At 68.4% G+C, this 14,670-nt stretch carries 11 protein-coding genes and 1 tRNA gene; 7 read left to right on the plus strand and 5 right to left on the minus strand.

Annotated features, from left to right (window positions below; all coding sequences use genetic code 11):
* Positions 1 to 143: 143 nt before the first annotated feature.
* Together gltB and JKL49_RS20165 are read right to left on the minus strand one after the other, a co-directional pair.
* Positions 144 to 4,724, minus strand: coding sequence for a glutamate synthase large subunit (gene gltB / locus JKL49_RS20160; RefSeq protein ID WP_215343379.1), 4,581 nt, complete (start codon positions 4,722 to 4,724; stop codon positions 144 to 146).
* Between the two features lie 71 nt (positions 4,725 to 4,795).
* Entirely contained in the window at positions 4,796 to 6,232 is a 1,437-nt protein-coding gene (locus tag JKL49_RS20165) for an NAD(P)-dependent oxidoreductase (RefSeq protein WP_215343240.1), read from the minus strand.
* A gap of 224 nt (positions 6,233 to 6,456) precedes the next feature.
* Between JKL49_RS20165 and JKL49_RS20170 the strand changes: the two genes are divergently transcribed.
* Positions 6,457 to 7,263 (plus strand): undecaprenyl-diphosphate phosphatase, encoded by an 807-nt coding sequence (locus JKL49_RS20170; RefSeq protein ID WP_215343241.1) that lies wholly within the window; start codon positions 6,457 to 6,459, stop codon positions 7,261 to 7,263.
* A 10-nt stretch (positions 7,264 to 7,273) separates the two neighbouring features.
* Here JKL49_RS20170 and JKL49_RS20175 read toward each other — a convergent pair whose 3' ends face one another.
* Entirely contained in the window at positions 7,274 to 8,248 is a 975-nt protein-coding gene (locus JKL49_RS20175) for a complex I NDUFA9 subunit family protein (RefSeq protein ID WP_215343242.1), read from the minus strand.
* A gap of 154 nt (positions 8,249 to 8,402) precedes the next feature.
* On the opposite strand from JKL49_RS20175, the gene JKL49_RS20180 reads away from it, so the two are divergent.
* The 6 genes from JKL49_RS20180 (at position 8,403) to rpoN (ending at position 12,790) form a co-directional block, all read left to right on the plus strand.
* Positions 8,403 to 8,489, plus strand: a tRNA-Leu gene (locus JKL49_RS20180).
* A 49-nt stretch (positions 8,490 to 8,538) separates the two neighbouring features.
* On the plus strand, positions 8,539 to 9,156 hold the full coding sequence (locus JKL49_RS20185) for a ribonuclease D (protein ID WP_215343243.1): 618 nt from the start codon (positions 8,539 to 8,541) through the stop codon (positions 9,154 to 9,156).
* Between the two features lie 8 nt (positions 9,157 to 9,164).
* Positions 9,165 to 9,785, plus strand: a complete 621-nt coding sequence (lptC, locus tag JKL49_RS20190) for an LPS export ABC transporter periplasmic protein LptC (RefSeq protein WP_215343244.1) — start codon at positions 9,165 to 9,167, stop codon at positions 9,783 to 9,785.
* 19 nt (positions 9,786 to 9,804) lie between these two features.
* Positions 9,805 to 10,383: an LptA/OstA family protein gene (locus JKL49_RS20195; protein ID WP_215343245.1), complete on the plus strand. Its 579-nt coding sequence runs from the start codon at positions 9,805 to 9,807 to the stop codon at positions 10,381 to 10,383.
* A gap of 34 nt (positions 10,384 to 10,417) precedes the next feature.
* Entirely contained in the window at positions 10,418 to 11,143 is a 726-nt protein-coding gene (gene lptB, locus JKL49_RS20200; protein WP_215343380.1) for an LPS export ABC transporter ATP-binding protein, read from the plus strand.
* 153 nt (positions 11,144 to 11,296) lie between these two features.
* Positions 11,297 to 12,790 (plus strand): RNA polymerase factor sigma-54, encoded by a 1,494-nt coding sequence (gene rpoN, locus JKL49_RS20205; RefSeq protein WP_215343246.1) that lies wholly within the window; start codon positions 11,297 to 11,299, stop codon positions 12,788 to 12,790.
* Here rpoN and JKL49_RS20210 read toward each other — a convergent pair.
* Positions 12,787 to 13,446, minus strand: coding sequence for a glutathione S-transferase family protein (locus JKL49_RS20210; RefSeq protein WP_215343247.1), 660 nt, complete (start codon positions 13,444 to 13,446; stop codon positions 12,787 to 12,789). The two genes, rpoN and JKL49_RS20210, sit on opposite strands and share 4 nt — an antisense overlap.
* The gene (locus JKL49_RS20215) at positions 13,436 to 14,482 is read right to left on the minus strand and encodes an aspartate-semialdehyde dehydrogenase (RefSeq protein WP_215343248.1); all 1,047 of its coding nucleotides are present in this window, start codon (positions 14,480 to 14,482) and stop codon (positions 13,436 to 13,438) included. The genes JKL49_RS20210 and JKL49_RS20215 overlap by 11 nt, the downstream gene beginning before the upstream one ends.
* Positions 14,483 to 14,670: the final 188 nt, after the last annotated feature.

Here is a 14,670-nt window from a genome sequence, read left to right on the forward strand (position 1 = left end):
GGGGGAGAGGGTAGGGTGAGGGGGCGCGCAGCAAGGCTGCGCGTCTTGGCCTCGGAGCAACAACGGAAGAGCAGAAAGAGCCCTCACCCTACCCTCTCCCATAAATGGGAGAGGAGGCGCCGACCTATGGCCTACCCACCGACCTACGCCCGGTGATGCACCGCCTCTTCCTCGGCCAGGGGCTTGTCGAGGCGGTGGACCATCTCCTTGGGCACGACCTGCCAGAACTTCCCGAGGTGCCGGTCCCAGTCGCGCAGGATGCCGGCGGCGAAGACAGACCCTGTCTCCCGGGCGTGCTCCTCCACCAGGCCGCGCAGCTCCGCCTCCCAGGCCCGGGTCCCGATCCGCTGCACCACCACGCTGTCGGTGTTCAGATGGGTCAGGAAACGGTCGTGCAAATCGAGCACATAGGCCATGCCCCCGGTCATGCCGGCGGCGAAGTTGAAGCCCACCGGCCCCAGGATCACCGCCCGCCCGCCGGTCATGTACTCCAGGCCGTTGGCGCCGCAGCCCTCGACCACGGTCACGGCCCCGGAGTTGCGCACCCCGAACCGCTCCCCGGCCAGGCCCGCCGCGAACAGCCGTCCCGAGGTGGCGCCATAGAGCACGGTGTTGCCCAGGATGGCGTTGGTCTCCGGCGCCGCCAGGTGGGGCGAGGGGCGCAGGATGATGGTGGCCCCCGACAGGCCCTTGCCGACATAGTCGTTGGCCTCGCCGGTCAGCTCGATGCGCAGGCCCTGGACCGCGAAGGCCCCCAGGCTCTGCCCCGCAGAGCCCTTCAGCTGCACGGTCAGGTGTCCCGCCGGCAGTCCGGTCATCCCGAAACGGCGGACGATGTGCGACGAGGTCCGCGAACCGATGGCGCGGGCCGTATTCTGCACCGTGTAGGTCAGCTGCATCTTCTCGCCCCGCTCCAGCAGGGGGGCCGCGTCGCGGACGATCTGGGCGTCCAGGGTGTCGGGCACCTCGTTACGCCCCTCCACCACGCAATAGCGCGGGTTCGAGCCCGGATCGGCCATCACCAGCAGGGGGTTGAGGTCGAGGTCGTCCAGATGCTCGCCGCCGCGGGAGACCTGCTGCAGCAGGTCGGTGCGGCCGACGATCTCCTGGATCGAGCGGAAGCCCAGGGAGGCCAGGATCTCGCGGACCTCCTCAGCGATGAAGGTGAAGAGGTTGATCACCTTCTCCGGGCTGCCGGAGAACTTCTCCCGCAGCGCCTCGTCCTGGGTGCAGACCCCCACCGGACAGGTGTTGGAATGGCACTGGCGCACCATGATGCAGCCCATGGCGATCAGGCTGGCCGTGCCGATCCCGAATTCTTCCGCGCCCAGCATGGCGGCGATCACCACGTCGCGGCCGGTCCGCATGCCGCCGTCGGCCCGCAGGCGCACGGAGTGGCGCAGGTTGTTCAGGGTCAAGACCTGGTTGGCCTCCGACAGCCCCATCTCCCAGGGACCGCCGGCGTACTTGATGGAGGTCTGGGGCGAGGCTCCGGTGCCGCCGACATTGCCGGAGATCAGGATTACGTCGGCCTTGGCCTTGGCCACACCCGCCGCGATCGCCCCGATGCCGGTCATGGCCACCAGCTTCACGCAGACCCGCGCCGTCGGGTTGATCTGCTTCAGGTCGTAGATCAGCTGGGCCAGGTCCTCGATGGAATAGATGTCGTGGTGCGGCGGGGGTGAGATCAGCATCACGCCGGGCGTCGCGTGCCGCAGGCGCGCGATCAGCTCGGTGACCTTGAAGCCGGGCAGCTGCCCGCCCTCGCCGGGCTTGGCGCCCTGGCTGACCTTGATCTCGATCTCGCGGCATTCGTTGAGATATTCCGCCGTCACCCCGAACCGCCCCGAGGCGATCTGCTTGACCGCCGAGTTGGGGTTGTCGCCGTTGGGCAGGGGCTTGTAGCGGGCTGGGTCCTCGCCGCCCTCGCCGGAGACGCTCTTGGCCCCGATGCGGTTCATGGCGATGTTCAGCACCCCGTGCGCCTCGGGGCTGAGCGCCCCCATGCTCATGCCCGGCGTCAGGAAGCGCTTGCGGATCTCGTTGACGCTTTCCACCTCGTCCAGGGCCACAGGCCGTTCACCGCTGCGCCAGTCCAGCAGGTCGCGCAGTTGGAGGGTGGGTTGCCTGCGCATGCCCGCCGAGAACCGCTGATAGGCGGCGTAGTCGCCGGTGTTGCAGGCGGCCTGCAGGGTGTGGATCATGCGGGCTTCGAAGGCGTGGCTCTCGCCGGCGGCGCGCGCCTTGTAGAGCCCGCCCACCGGCAGGCTGATGGCGCCAAGGTCCCAGGCGCGGCGATGGGCCTCCACGGCCTTGGCCTCCAGACCGGCCAGGCCGATGCCGGAGATGCGCGAGGGCATGCCCGGGAAGAACTCGGCCACCAGGGCGCGCGACAGGCCCACAGCCTCGAAGTTATAGCCGCCGCGATACGACGAGATCAACGCGATTCCCATCTTGGCGATGATCTTCAGGAGCCCGCCCTCGATGGCGTGCTTGAAGTTGCGGCAGACGTCGTGGAGCGTGAGCTCGCCGGTCAGGCCGCGCTCGAGCCGGTCCTGGAAGCTTTCCTGGGCCAGATAGGCGTTCACCGCCGTCGCGCCGACCCCCACCAGCACCGCGAAATAGTGGGTGTCCAGGCACTCGGCCGAACGCACGATGATCGAGACGTAGGAGCGCAGCCCCTTGGCCACCAGCCAGGAGTGGACCCCGCCCGTGGCCAGGATCATCGGCAGGCCGACGCGGCCCACGCCCGAGGCCTCGTCGGTGAGCACGATGGTGGCGCAGCCGCGCAGGGCGGCGTCCTCGGCCTCGGCGCGGATGCGGTCCAGATTGGCCCGCAGGGCGTCGCCGGGCCGGGCCTCATTGGCCGGGATCGGCATGCTGCAATCCACCGTGGCCACCGAGGTGTCGCCGATGAAGCCCATGATCCGCTGGTACATGCCGGTGGTGAGCACCGGGCTCTCCAGCACGAAGACGTCGGTCTGGGCCTCGTCCTGGGCCAGGATGTTGCCGAGGTTCTTGAACCGGGTCTTCAGGCTCATGACCCCGGTTTCCCGCAGACTGTCGATCGGCGGGTTGGTCACCTGGCTGAAGTTCTGCCGGAAGAAGTGGCTGAGCGGCCGATACTGGTCGCTCAGCACCGCCAGCGGCGCGTCGTCCCCCATGGAGCCCACCGCCTCCTTGCCGTCCTCGATCATCGGGGCCAGCAGCAGTTCCAGGTCCTCCAGGCTCATCCCGGCGGCGGCCTGGCGGCGCGTCAGCTCTTCCCGGCCATAGGCTCGGGGTTCGGGACCGGGGGCGATCTGGGTTTCCAGGTCCACCATGTTGCCCAGCCACTGGTCATAGGGATGCTGGGCGGCGAGGCGGTCGATGATCTCGTCCTCCTCGTAGAGCCGGCCTTCGAGCAGGTCGACGGCCACCATGCGGCCGGGCTGGATGTGGGCCTTGCGCACGATGCGGGCCTCGTCGACCCGGCACATGCCGGCCTCCGAGCCCATGATCAGCAGGCCGTCATCGGTATAGGTGACCCGCAGGGGCCGCAGGCCGTTGCGGTCCTTGCCGGCCACCACCCAGCGGCCGTCGGTGGCGCAGATGGCGGCCGGCCCGTCCCAGGGCTCCATCACCGCGTTGCAATAGGCGTAGAGCGCCTTGTGGGCCGGGCTGATCTGCTCATCGCTCTTGTGCGCCCAGGCCTCGGGGATCAGCAGGGCCTTGGCCATCGGGGCGTCGCGGCCGGCGCGGACCAGCACCTCGAAGGTGTTGTCGAGCGCCATGGAGTCCGAGCCGCTGGCGTCCTGGATCACCGGCTTCACGTCGTCCCCGAAGTCGCCGAAGGCGTCGGCGGCCATGCGGATCTCGTGGCTCTTCATCCAGTTCAGATTGCCCTTCTTGGTGTTGATCTCGCCGTTGTGCGCCAGCATTCGGAACGGCTGGGCCAACCGCCATTCCGGGAAGGTGTTGGTGGAATAGCGCTGGTGGAAAATCGCCACCGCCGCCGTGAACCGTTCGTCGGTCAGGTCGGGATAGAAGGCGTCGATATGCTCGGCCAGGAACATGCCCTTGTAGATCAGCGACCGGGCCGACAGCGAGCACAGGTAGAAGGACTGAATGCCCGCCTGGGCGACGCGCTTTTCGATGCGCTTGCGGCACAGGAACAGGGCGCGCTCCAGGGCCTCGCCCTCCAGGCCGGCGGGACCGGCCAGCATGATCTGCTCGATCTCGGGCCGCGTGGCGTTGGCCTTCTCGCCGATCACCCGGGTGTCGGTCGGAACCTGCCGCCAGCCATAGATGTAGAAGCCGAACCGCAGGGCCTCGGCCTCGACGATGGTGCGGGCCGCCTCCTGGGCGTTGAGGTCGTTGCGCGGCAGGAAGACCTGGCCCACGGCGATGGGGCCGGGGCGCAGCTTGTGCCCCGTGCGCTTGACCTGGTCGGCGAAGAAGTCCTGCGGGACGGAAACCAGCACGCCGGCGCCGTCTCCGGTCTTGCCGTCGGCGTCGATGGCGCCGCGGTGCCAGACGCTCTTCAGCGCCCGGATCGCCAGCTCCACCACCTCGCGGCGCGGCTGGCCGTCCAGGGCGCAGACCAGGCCCACGCCACAGGCGTCCCGCTCGCTGTCGGGATCATAGGCGTGGCCGTCGATCAGCTTCTGGCGGTTCTCGAGGAAGCGCTGCGTGTCCTCATCCCCCCACCGCTCATCCCGGCGAAGGCCGGGACCCAGATCCATCTGGGGCGCTTGGTGGGTTTCACCTGGGTCCCGGCCTTCGCCGGGATGAGCGGGATATTGGCTCATGGTCATCACTCCGCCGCGACGAGCGCGGGCTCCGTCAGGTAGCGGTGGATGGCGTCGGCGGCGTCGCGGCCGTCCTTGATCGCCCAGACCACCAGGGAGGCGCCGCGCGCGATGTCGCCGGCCGCGAACACGCCGGGCAGGTTGGTCATCAGGGTGGCGAAATCGGCCTTCACCGTGCCCCAGCGGCTGACCGCCAAATCAGGCGCGGCGAAGGCCTTCGGCAGGTCTTCGGGATCGAAGCCGAGCGCCTTGATCACCAGGTCGGCGGGGGCCTCGAAGTCGGCGCCCTCGATCTCCTCGGGCGCGGCGCGGCCCGTGGCGTCGGGCGCGCCCAGGCGCATGCGGGCGGCGCGCACCCCTGTGGCCATGTCGGCCTCCCCCAGCACGGCCCGCGGCGCGGCAAGCCATTCGAACACCACGCCCTCTTCCTCCGCATGGGACACCTCGCGGGCCGAGCCCGGCATGTTGGCGCGGTCGCGGCGGTAGAGGCAGGTCACCGACTTGGCCCCCTGGCGCACGGCGGTCCGCACGCAGTCCATGGCCGTGTCGCCGCCCCCCACCACGACGACATCGCGGCCCCTGGCGTGCAGCTGGCCCGAGGCGAACGCCGGCACATCGTCGCCGAGGCCCGCGCGGTTGGAGGCGATCAGGTAGTCGAGGGCGGGCGTCACCCCGGCCGAGCCCGCGCCGGGGACCACCAGGTCGCGGTCGGCATAGACTCCGGTGGCGATCAGCACGCTGTGGTGCCTGTCGCGCAGATCATCGAGGGTGGCGTCGACGCCGACGTTGAAGTTCAGCCGGAATTCCACGCCGCCGTCGGCGAGGCGCTGGGTGCGCCGCATCACCACGTCCTTCTCCAGCTTGAAGCTGGGGATGCCGTAGATCAACAGCCCGCCCGCCCGGTCATGGCGGTCATAGACGGTGACCGCGTAGCCCATCTCCCGCAGACGCTCGGCCGCGGCCAGGCCCGCCGGCCCCGCGCCCACGATCCCCACCGATTGTCCGCGATCCCGGCCGGGGATCAGGGGCTGGACCCAGCCCTCTTCCCAGGCCTTGTCGGTCAGGTAGCGTTCGACCGCGCCGATGGTGACGGTGCCGTGCCCCGACTGTTCGATGGTGCAGGAGCCTTCGCACAGCCGGTCCTGCGGGCAGATGCGGCCGCAGATCTCGGGCATGGAGTTGGTGGCCTGGGAGAGCTGGTAGGCCTCCTCCAGCCGGCCCTCGGCGGTCATCCGCAGCCAGTCGGGGATGTTGTTGTGCAGCGGACAGTGGGTCTGACAGAACGGAATCCCGCACTGCGAACAGCGCGAGGCCTGCTCGCTGGCCTTGGCGTCGATGAAGTCGGCGTAGATCTCGTGGAAATCCCCCGAACGGGCGGCCGCCGCCCGCTTGGGGGGCGTGGTCCGCTCGACCGTCGTGAACTTCAGCATTCGCTCGGCCATGGCCGGTCCTCCGCCCCTTCATGGGCGAGAGGCTTTTACGCGCCTTTTCAAGGCCCCGGAATATGATAGTCCAATAGATAGATTATATGGCCGACCTCGTTCAAGCTTCGAGCGCCTCCAGACCATCTCCACGACACTAATCGTCTACAAACGGGATGAACCTCAAATTTACCGTGATCCCTCCCCTTGGGGTCTTCTTCATCATCGCGCCGAGAGTTGCCCGCATGTCCGACTGGATCGCCGCCATCATCCTGGGGATCGTCGAGGGGGTGACCGAGTTCATCCCGGTCTCCTCCACCGGCCACCTGCTGCTGACCAAGTCGCTGCTGGGCCTGCCCGACGGGTTCTGGGACACCTTCGCGGTGCTGATCCAGCTGGGGGCGATCCTGGCGGTGGTGGCCCTCTATTTCGGCAAGCTGTGGAAGGTGCTGATCGGCCTGCCCACCAGCGCAGAGGCCCGCTGGTTCGCCGTTTCGGTTCTGATCGCCTTTATCCCCGGCGCCGTCCTGGGCCTAGCCCTGCACGACGTCATCAAGGAGGTGCTGTTCGAGAGCCCGCGCCTGATCTGCTGGTCGCTGATCGTCGGCGGGGTGCTGCTGCTGGCCATCGACCGCTGGGCGCCGGCGCCCCGCGAGGACGACGCCATGAAGCTGACCTGGAAGACCTCGCTGGTGGTGGGCCTGTTCCAGACGCTCGCCCTGGTCCCCGGCGTCTCCCGCTCCGGCGCCACCATCGTCGGCTCGATGCTGATGCGGGTGGAGAAGAAGGCCGCGGCCGAGTTCTCCTTCTTCCTGGCCATCCCCACCATGGCCGGCGCCTTCGCCGTCGACCTCTACAAGAACAAAGACATGCTGAGCACCGACCAGGCCGGCATCATCGCGCTGGGCTTCGCGGTCAGCTTCGTGGTGGGCTTCATCGTCGTCCGCGCCCTGGTGGACTTCGTCGGCCGCCACGGCTTTGCGCCCTTCGCCTGGTGGCGGATCGTGGTGGGCGTCGGCGGTCTGGTCTGGCTGAGCCTCGCGGCTCACTAACCCTCAGAGATTAGGCGATCGCGGTCAGGCGCTCGACCTCGTCGGCGTACTGGCCGCCCTTGCGGAAGCGGTAGAGATAGGCCGGGACGATCGCCTCGACGGCGGTCGCCTCGACGCCCAGCTCGGCCAAGCCGGGCTGGCTTCCCGACACCACATTGTCGCTCTTCAGCAGCTCGACCTGGTCCTCGGTGAGCGGCGGGGTCCAGGGCGTGATGGCCAGGATCTCGCAGGCCTTGCCGATCAGGGCGGCGATGGCGAAGGGCAGGGGGACCAGGAAGCGCTTGCGGCCGATCTCGGTCATCAGCAGCTCCATCAGCTCGCGGAAGGTATAGGCGCGCGGGCCGCCCAGCTCATAGGTCTGGCCGGCGCAGGCCGGATCGGTGACGGCGCGCGCCACCGCCTTGGCCACGTCGCCGACGAAGACCGGCTGCAGCTTGCCATGCCCGCCGCCGATCAGCGGCAGGGCCGGGCTGATCACCGCCATCTCGGCGAACTTGTTGAAGAAGTGGTCGTCGGGGCCAAAGATCACGGACGGGCGGATGAGCACCGCGCCCGGGAAGGCCTCGCGCACGGCCTCTTCGCCCATCGCCTTGGTGCGGGCGTATTTCGAACCCGACTCCGCGTCGACGCCGATGGCCGAGATCTGCACCAGCGTGCCCAAGCCGGCGGCCCTGGAGACCGCAGCGACATTGCGCGCGCCCATGGTGTGGATGCTCTGGAATTTCTGCCGGCCGGTCTCGTAGAGCACGCCGACCGCGTTAACCACTGCATGAGCGCCTTCGACCGCGCGGCGGATGGAGGCCTCGTTGCGGATATTGGCCTGGACCACCTCGATCTGACCGACGTCGCCCAGCAGGCGCATCTTGTAGGCCAGGTGCGGCTGGCGCACGGCGACACGGACGCGCCAGCCCTGCTTGGCCAGCGCGCGGACCACCTGGGCGCCGACGAAGCCCGAACCGCCGAAGACGGTGACCAGATCCTGCATAGGGTTTTGACCGGATTTAAGTGGCTCTTGGAGCGCCTGCGATAGACGAACCGACCCCGCGCCGCAATGCGACTTGAAAGGAAGGTGAAGCGGGGCGTTGACCGGGCAGAGGCGGCGCCCTAAGGAACCCCCCTCGCGCGATCCGGTGGATCGGGCCCAGGTGGCGGAATTGGTAGACGCGCTGGCTTCAGGTGCCAGTGGCTTAACGGCCGTGAAGGTTCGAGTCCTTTCCTGGGCACCATCCCTCTCCATATAGGAGAGGATCTAGTTTGCGCCGGAGCGAGGCGACCTTGGCGAATCATCTGCACATTGGCGATTTACCCAAGGGCGCCTTCGCCGGCGCGACCTCGGTCGCGGTGGATTCCGAGACCATGGGCCTGCGGCTCGGCCGCGACCCGCTCTGCGTGGTGCAGATCTCCGACGGCAAGGGCGACGCCCACCTCGTCCAGCTCGACCGCGCCACCTATGACGCGCCCAATCTCAAGGCCCTGATGACCGACCCGGCCGTCACGAAGATCTTTCACTTCGGCCGCTTCGACATCGCCATGTTCTACCTGCACCTCGGGGTGATCACGGCGCCGGTCTACTGCACCAAGATCGCCTCCAAGCTGGCCCGGACCTATACTGACCGTCACGGCCTGAAGGATGTCTCCAAGGAGCTGGCCGGCATCGACATGTCCAAGGCCCAGCAAAGCTCCGACTGGGGCGCGGCCAAGCTCAGCGACGAACAGATCGCCTACGCCGCCTCCGACGTCCTGCACCTGCACGCCCTGCGCGCCCGTCTGGACGCCATGCTGGTGCGCGAGGGCCGCGACCATCTGGCGCGCGCCTGCTTCGACTTCCTGCCTCACCGCGCCCTGCTCGATGTGGCCGGCTGGGAAGAGGTCGACATCTTCGCCCACATGTGAGGGCCGGTGTGACCGCCGCCTTCGCCGACCAGAGCCACACGCCCTACAGCGCCGACTTCGAGCGCTGGCGCCAGCGCTCGCGCCTGATCCGGCGGCTGCGGGTCATCCTGCCGGCGGTGATCGCCATCATCCTGCTGGTGATGGCCGGCTTCATCATCCAGAGCACGCTGGCCGGCGCCAAGGACAAGCCCCAGGACGCCGACGCCCCCATCCAGCTGGTCAATCCCCGCTTCCTGGGCCGCGACGACAAGGGCCGGGCTTTTGTCCTCACCGCCAAGACCGCCGTGCGCGATCCCAAGGACTACCAGCGGGTCATGCTCGACACCCCGATGCTGATCCTCGACGAGGAGGGGCCGCGCCCCACCCGCATCTCGGCCAAGGCCGGGGTGTACCGCGAGGACAAGCGGGTGCTGAATCTGGAGGGCGGCGTGAAATTGAACGGCGGGGACGTGAATTTCGCCACCGCCACCTCCATCTTCAACACCGCGACCGGCGAACTCGAGGGCGCGGGCGAGATCAAGGGGGCTGGCGCGCTTGGAGAAATCATCGCCAAGTCTTATGGCGTGTACGACAAGGGCGAACGCATGGTGTTCAAGGGCGGCGTACACACGCGCGTCGAGTCACACTAGGCTTTCAGGCGGCATGGGCATGATCAGGTTCGCGAAAATGAAGCAATGGGCGGTGGGCGTCTTCGCCTGCGGGTTGATCGCTGCCGGTCCGGCGGCGGCGCAACTGGCGCAGAACTCCGACGCCCCGGTGGACATCACCGCCGATGAGCTTGAGGTGGTCAACGCCCGGTGCCTGGCCACCTATAGCGGCGGGGCCGAGGCCCTGCAGGACACGGTTCGCCTGCGGGCCGACGTGCTGAAGATCTATTACAAGCCCAATCCCTCGGCCAAGCCGGGCGGGACCGGCCAGGCCGGCGCGGCCTGCGGCAACCAGCTCGACCGCATGGAGGCCAACGGCTCGGTCTATTATGTGACCCCGCAGCAGCGGGTGCGCGGCGACGCGGCGGTCTATGACGCGGCGGCCGACACCATCACCATCACCGGTGACGTCGTGGCCGCCCAGGGCCAGAACGTGCTGCGCGGCTCCAAGCTGGTGATCAAGGTCGCCACCGGGGACGCCCAGATGCAGAGCGGCGTGAAGGGGCGCAACAAGCCCGGCCGCGTGCGCACCGTGCTCTATCCCAAGCAGCAGGCGGGCCAGCCCGCCGCCCGGCGCTAGGGTGAAGCCGGAAAGCTTCCAAGCCCTCCCCGGTCTGGCCGGCGAGGGGCTGGTGGTCGATAATATCGGCAAGTCCTTCCGTGGCCGCCCGGTGGTGAAGGGGGTCACCCTCAGCCTGCGCCGCGGCGAGGTCGTGGGCCTGCTGGGCCCCAACGGCGCCGGCAAGACCACCTGCTTCTACATGATCACCGGCCTGATCCCGGCCGATTACGGCGCGATCTATCTGGACGGCGAGAACATCACCGCCCAGCCCATGTACCAGCGCGCCCGCATGGGTGTCGGCTACCTGCCGCAGGAAACCTCGATCTTCCGGGGCATGACCGTGGAAGAGAACGTCATGGCGGTGGTGGAGCTGCGCGCCAAGGACATGGCCGAGGCCCGGGCCACGGTCACCCAGCTGCTCACCGACCTGCACATCGAGCACCTGCGCAAGGCGCCGGCCATCTCGCTGTCGGGCGGGGAACGCCGCCGGGTGGAGATCGCCCGCGCGCTCGCCAGCGAACCCTCGTTCATGCTGCTGGACGAGCCCTTCGCCGGCATCGACCCCCTGGCCATCTCCGATATCCGCGAGGTGATCGCCTTCCTGAAGAGCCGCGGCATCGGCATCCTGATCACCGACCACAATGTCCGCGAGACCCTGGACATCATCGACCGCGCCGCGATCATCCATGCGGGCGAGGTCCTGTTCGAGGGCACGCCCTCCGAAATCGTCGATGATCCGGAAGTGCGCCGGGTCTATCTGGGCGAACGCTTCGGCTGATCGCGCCTAGCGCGTCATTGCGCGCCGGGACCCTGCGTCCGCGAGATCGAGGCCGGAAAAAACATGGTTAACCAAAAGGTCGCAGCCCGGTTAACCAATCCCTCGTGATTGCACGCCTAGCCTGTCCAGCAAGAAACAGGCCAGGAGGCGATTGTGGCGCTCGGCGCGCGTTTAGAGATGCGGCAAGGCCAGGGGTTGGTGATCACCCCCCAGCTGCAGCAGGCCATCAAGCTGTTGCAGCTCTCCAACATGGAGTTGGAGACCTATGTCGAGGGCGAACTGGAGCGGAACCCGCTGCTCCAGCGCGACGAACGCGACTCCGAACCTGATGTGGAAGCCGGCCCCCGCGACGCCGAGGACTTCGCCTCCGACAACATCCCCGAGGGCGCCGCCGAGGCCCACATGGACGTCAGCCACGAGGCCGAGGCCTCGCCGGGGGAACGCAATACCGGGGACGCCGAGGGCGGCGCCGGGGACGCGGGAGGGGCCGTCGACTGGTCCCGCGCCGGCAAGGGCGGCTCCTTCGAAGACACCGACGATTTCGAACAGCGCCTGACCCGCGAGAAGACGCTCGCCGAACACCTCTACGACCAGTTGATGGTCTCGGGCTTCAGCGGCATCGAGTATGCGGCGGCCACCGTCCTGGTCGATAGCGTCGACGAGGGCGGCTACCTGCGGGGCGACATGGCCGAGACCGCCGAGCGGCTGGGCTGCGACCTGACCTTCCTGGAGGACGTGCTGCGCATGCTGCAGCGGTTCGAACCTATCGGGGTCTTCGCCCGCGACGTGCGCGAATGCCTGATGCTGCAGCTCAGGGAACGCGACCGCTGCGACCCGGCCATGGTGGCCCTGCTGGACAATCTGGACCTGCTGGCCAAGCGCGACCTCTCGGCCCTGCGCAGGGCCTGCGGGGTCGACGAGGACGACCTGAAGGACATGATCTCCGAGCTGCGGGCCCTGACGCCCCGGCCCGGCGCGGCGTTCGGCGGCGAACCCAGCCAGCCGGTGGCCCCCGACGTCTATGTGCGCGAGGGCCTGGGCGGCCTGTGGCACGTGGAGCTGAACTCCGACACCCTGCCCCGCCTGCTCGTGGACCAGCGCTACCACGCCCGGGTCTCGGCCGGCGCGCGGACCGACCAGGAGAAGGTGTTCGTCGCCGACTGCATGGCCAGCGCCAACTGGCTGGTCAAGAGCCTCGACCAGCGGGCCAAGACCATCCTCAAGGTGGCCTCGGAGATCGTCCGCCAGCAGGACGGCTTCCTGGCCTACGGGGTCGAGCACCTGCGGCCGCTGAACCTGAAGACGGTGGCCGACGCCATCGGCATGCACGAGTCCACCGTCAGCCGGGTGACCTCCAACAAGTACATCGCCACCCCGCGCGGGATGTTCGAGCTGAAGTTCTTCTTCACCTCAGGCATCGCCAATTCCGACGGCGGCGAGGCCCACTCCTCGGAGAGTGTTCGCCATAAGATCAAGCAGTTGATCGAGACCGAGCGGGCCGAGGCCGAGGTGCATTCCGACGACCGGATCGTTGAGATCCTCAAGGAAACCGGGGTCGACATCGCCCGGCGGACGGTCGCCAAGTACCGGGAGGCCATGCGCATCCCCTCCTCGGTCGAACGCCGCCGGGTCCTCAAGCACGCCTAGACGTAGGGCGTCGAAAGCTCTTCGGTCTCAAAGGTTTCCCGTACCGCCGGCCGGGCCAGGACCCGGGCCGCGTGAGCGGCAAGCACCGGGTTATCCCGAGCCGGACGGGGCAGGGTGCGGCCCCAGCGGACCAGCATCAGCAGGTAGAGGTCGGCGGCCGAAAACCCTGACGGCAGCAGCCATTCGCGGCCCTCGAGCTGGCCGGCGATGACCTCGAAATTGGCCATCATCCGCTTGCCGGCGGCGGCCTTGGCCGAGGCCTCGTGGGCCGGATCGTCAATGTACTCATGGGGATAGAACCAGGACCGGAACTCGGCCTGGGTGGTGTTGGCCAGGTGGACCATCCACTTGTAGTAGTCGGCCCGGTCCGGCGCCCCGACCGGCGGCGCCAGGCCCGGATGGCGGTCGGCCAGGCAAAGGGCGATGGCGGCGGTCTCGTAGAGGGGCTTGCCGTCCTCCACCAGCACCGGGATGCGGCCGTGGGGGTTGAGCCTCAGATAGGCGGCGCCGGCCTGCTCGCCGCCCTCCCGGTCCACCAGCCTCAGGGTGAAGGGGACGGCGAGCTCGCGGAGCATCATGTGCGGCAGCAGGCTGGCCGTGCCGGGGGAATAGTGCAGCTCGTACATGTCGGTCTCCACGGAGGGATCAGAGGGCATATTGCTCGGCGATCTGGACGGCGTTCAAGGCGGCGCCCTTCAGGAGCTGATCGCCGGCCAGGAACAGGGTCAGGGAGCGGCCGCTCGGATCAGACGCGTCACCACGTAGCCGACCGACCAATACGTCGTCCGCGCCGGTGGCCTCGCTGGGCATGGGGAAGTGGTTGTTTTCGTTGTCGTTCACGATCCGGACACCCGGAGCGTCGGCGAGCCACTGTTGGGCCTCCATGGCCGTTATGTGACCCTCGAACTCCAACGTAAGCGCCATGGAATGGGCGCGCAGCACCGGCACGCGGATGCAGGTGAAGGCCACGCGCAGGTCGGGCGCGGCCAGCAGCTTGCGGATCTCGGCCATCACCTTGGTCTCCTCGCCGTTGTAGCCGGTGACGGGATCGATGGGCGTATTGTGGCTGAAGACGTTGAAGGCGTAGGGGTGCGGCAGGACCTTGGGCGTGAAGGCCTCGCCGGCCAGCCGCGCGGCGGTGGACAGCTCCAGCTCCTCCATGGCCGCCGCCCCGGCTCCCGAAGCCGACTGGTAGGTGGACCCGATCACCCGGACGAGCCGGTTGCGGGCGTGCAGGGGGGCGAGCGCCATCACCGCGATGGCCGCCACGCAGTTGGGATTGGCCACGATCATCGGCCGGGTGGCCAGCAGGCCGCCATTGACCTCCGGCACCACCAGGGGCGTGGCCGGATCCACGCGGAAGGCCGAGGAGTTGTCCACCACCACGCAACCGGCGGCCGCGGCGAGGGGAGCATATTGGCGGCTGATGCTGGCGCCGGCCGAGAACAGGGCGATGTCGACGCCGTCGAAGCTGTCGGCGGTGAGGGCCTCCACCGCGACGGGCTGGCCCTTGAACATCAGGGTCTTGCCCGCTGAACGGGCCGAGGCCAGCAGCTTGAGCTGGCCCACGGGGAAGCCGCGGCGCTCCAGGCAGCCGATCAGCTCGGCGCCCACCGCGCCGGTGGCCCCGACGATGGCGACATTGAACAGGCGCTGGCGGGCGGGACGTTCGAGTTCAGCTTGCAAGGACATGGGTCGTTCTCCGGTTTGGACCGGAGGGCGGGGCTGTCTTTTCAGTCTGTGAGACCTTCAGCACCCGACCTTCCGGCGGGGTGCTGGGGATTGCTAGGCGGTATGCACGCGCCAGCCCCCAGGCCCCGAGAGCCCGGTGGTTTTCATGGCGCGTTTAATGACGGCGATCCGCATGGCGCGCCTCCTAG

It is taken from the genome of Phenylobacterium glaciei (genome assembly GCF_016772415.1).
GTDB classification, from domain to species: Bacteria; Pseudomonadota; Alphaproteobacteria; order Caulobacterales; family Caulobacteraceae; genus Phenylobacterium; species Phenylobacterium glaciei.

What these genes read in the sequence shown, in the direction of transcription:
- gltB (WP_215343379.1), bottom strand. Translation starts at nt 4,724, where the DNA reads ATGGATCTGGGTCCCGGCCTTCGCCGGGATGAGCGGTGGGGGGATGAG.
- JKL49_RS20165 (WP_215343240.1), bottom strand. Translation starts at nt 6,232, where the DNA reads ATGGCCGAGCGAATGCTGAAGTTCACGACGGTCGAGCGGACCACGCCC.
- JKL49_RS20170 (WP_215343241.1), top strand. Translation starts at nt 6,457, where the DNA reads ATGTCCGACTGGATCGCCGCCATCATCCTGGGGATCGTCGAGGGGGTG.
- JKL49_RS20175 (WP_215343242.1), bottom strand. Translation starts at nt 8,248, where the DNA reads ATGCAGGATCTGGTCACCGTCTTCGGCGGTTCGGGCTTCGTCGGCGCC.
- JKL49_RS20195 (WP_215343245.1), top strand. Translation starts at nt 9,805, where the DNA reads ATGATCAGGTTCGCGAAAATGAAGCAATGGGCGGTGGGCGTCTTCGCC.
- JKL49_RS20210 (WP_215343247.1), bottom strand. Translation starts at nt 13,446, where the DNA reads ATGCCCTCTGATCCCTCCGTGGAGACCGACATGTACGAGCTGCACTAT.
- JKL49_RS20215 (WP_215343248.1), bottom strand. Translation starts at nt 14,482, where the DNA reads ATGTCCTTGCAAGCTGAACTCGAACGTCCCGCCCGCCAGCGCCTGTTC.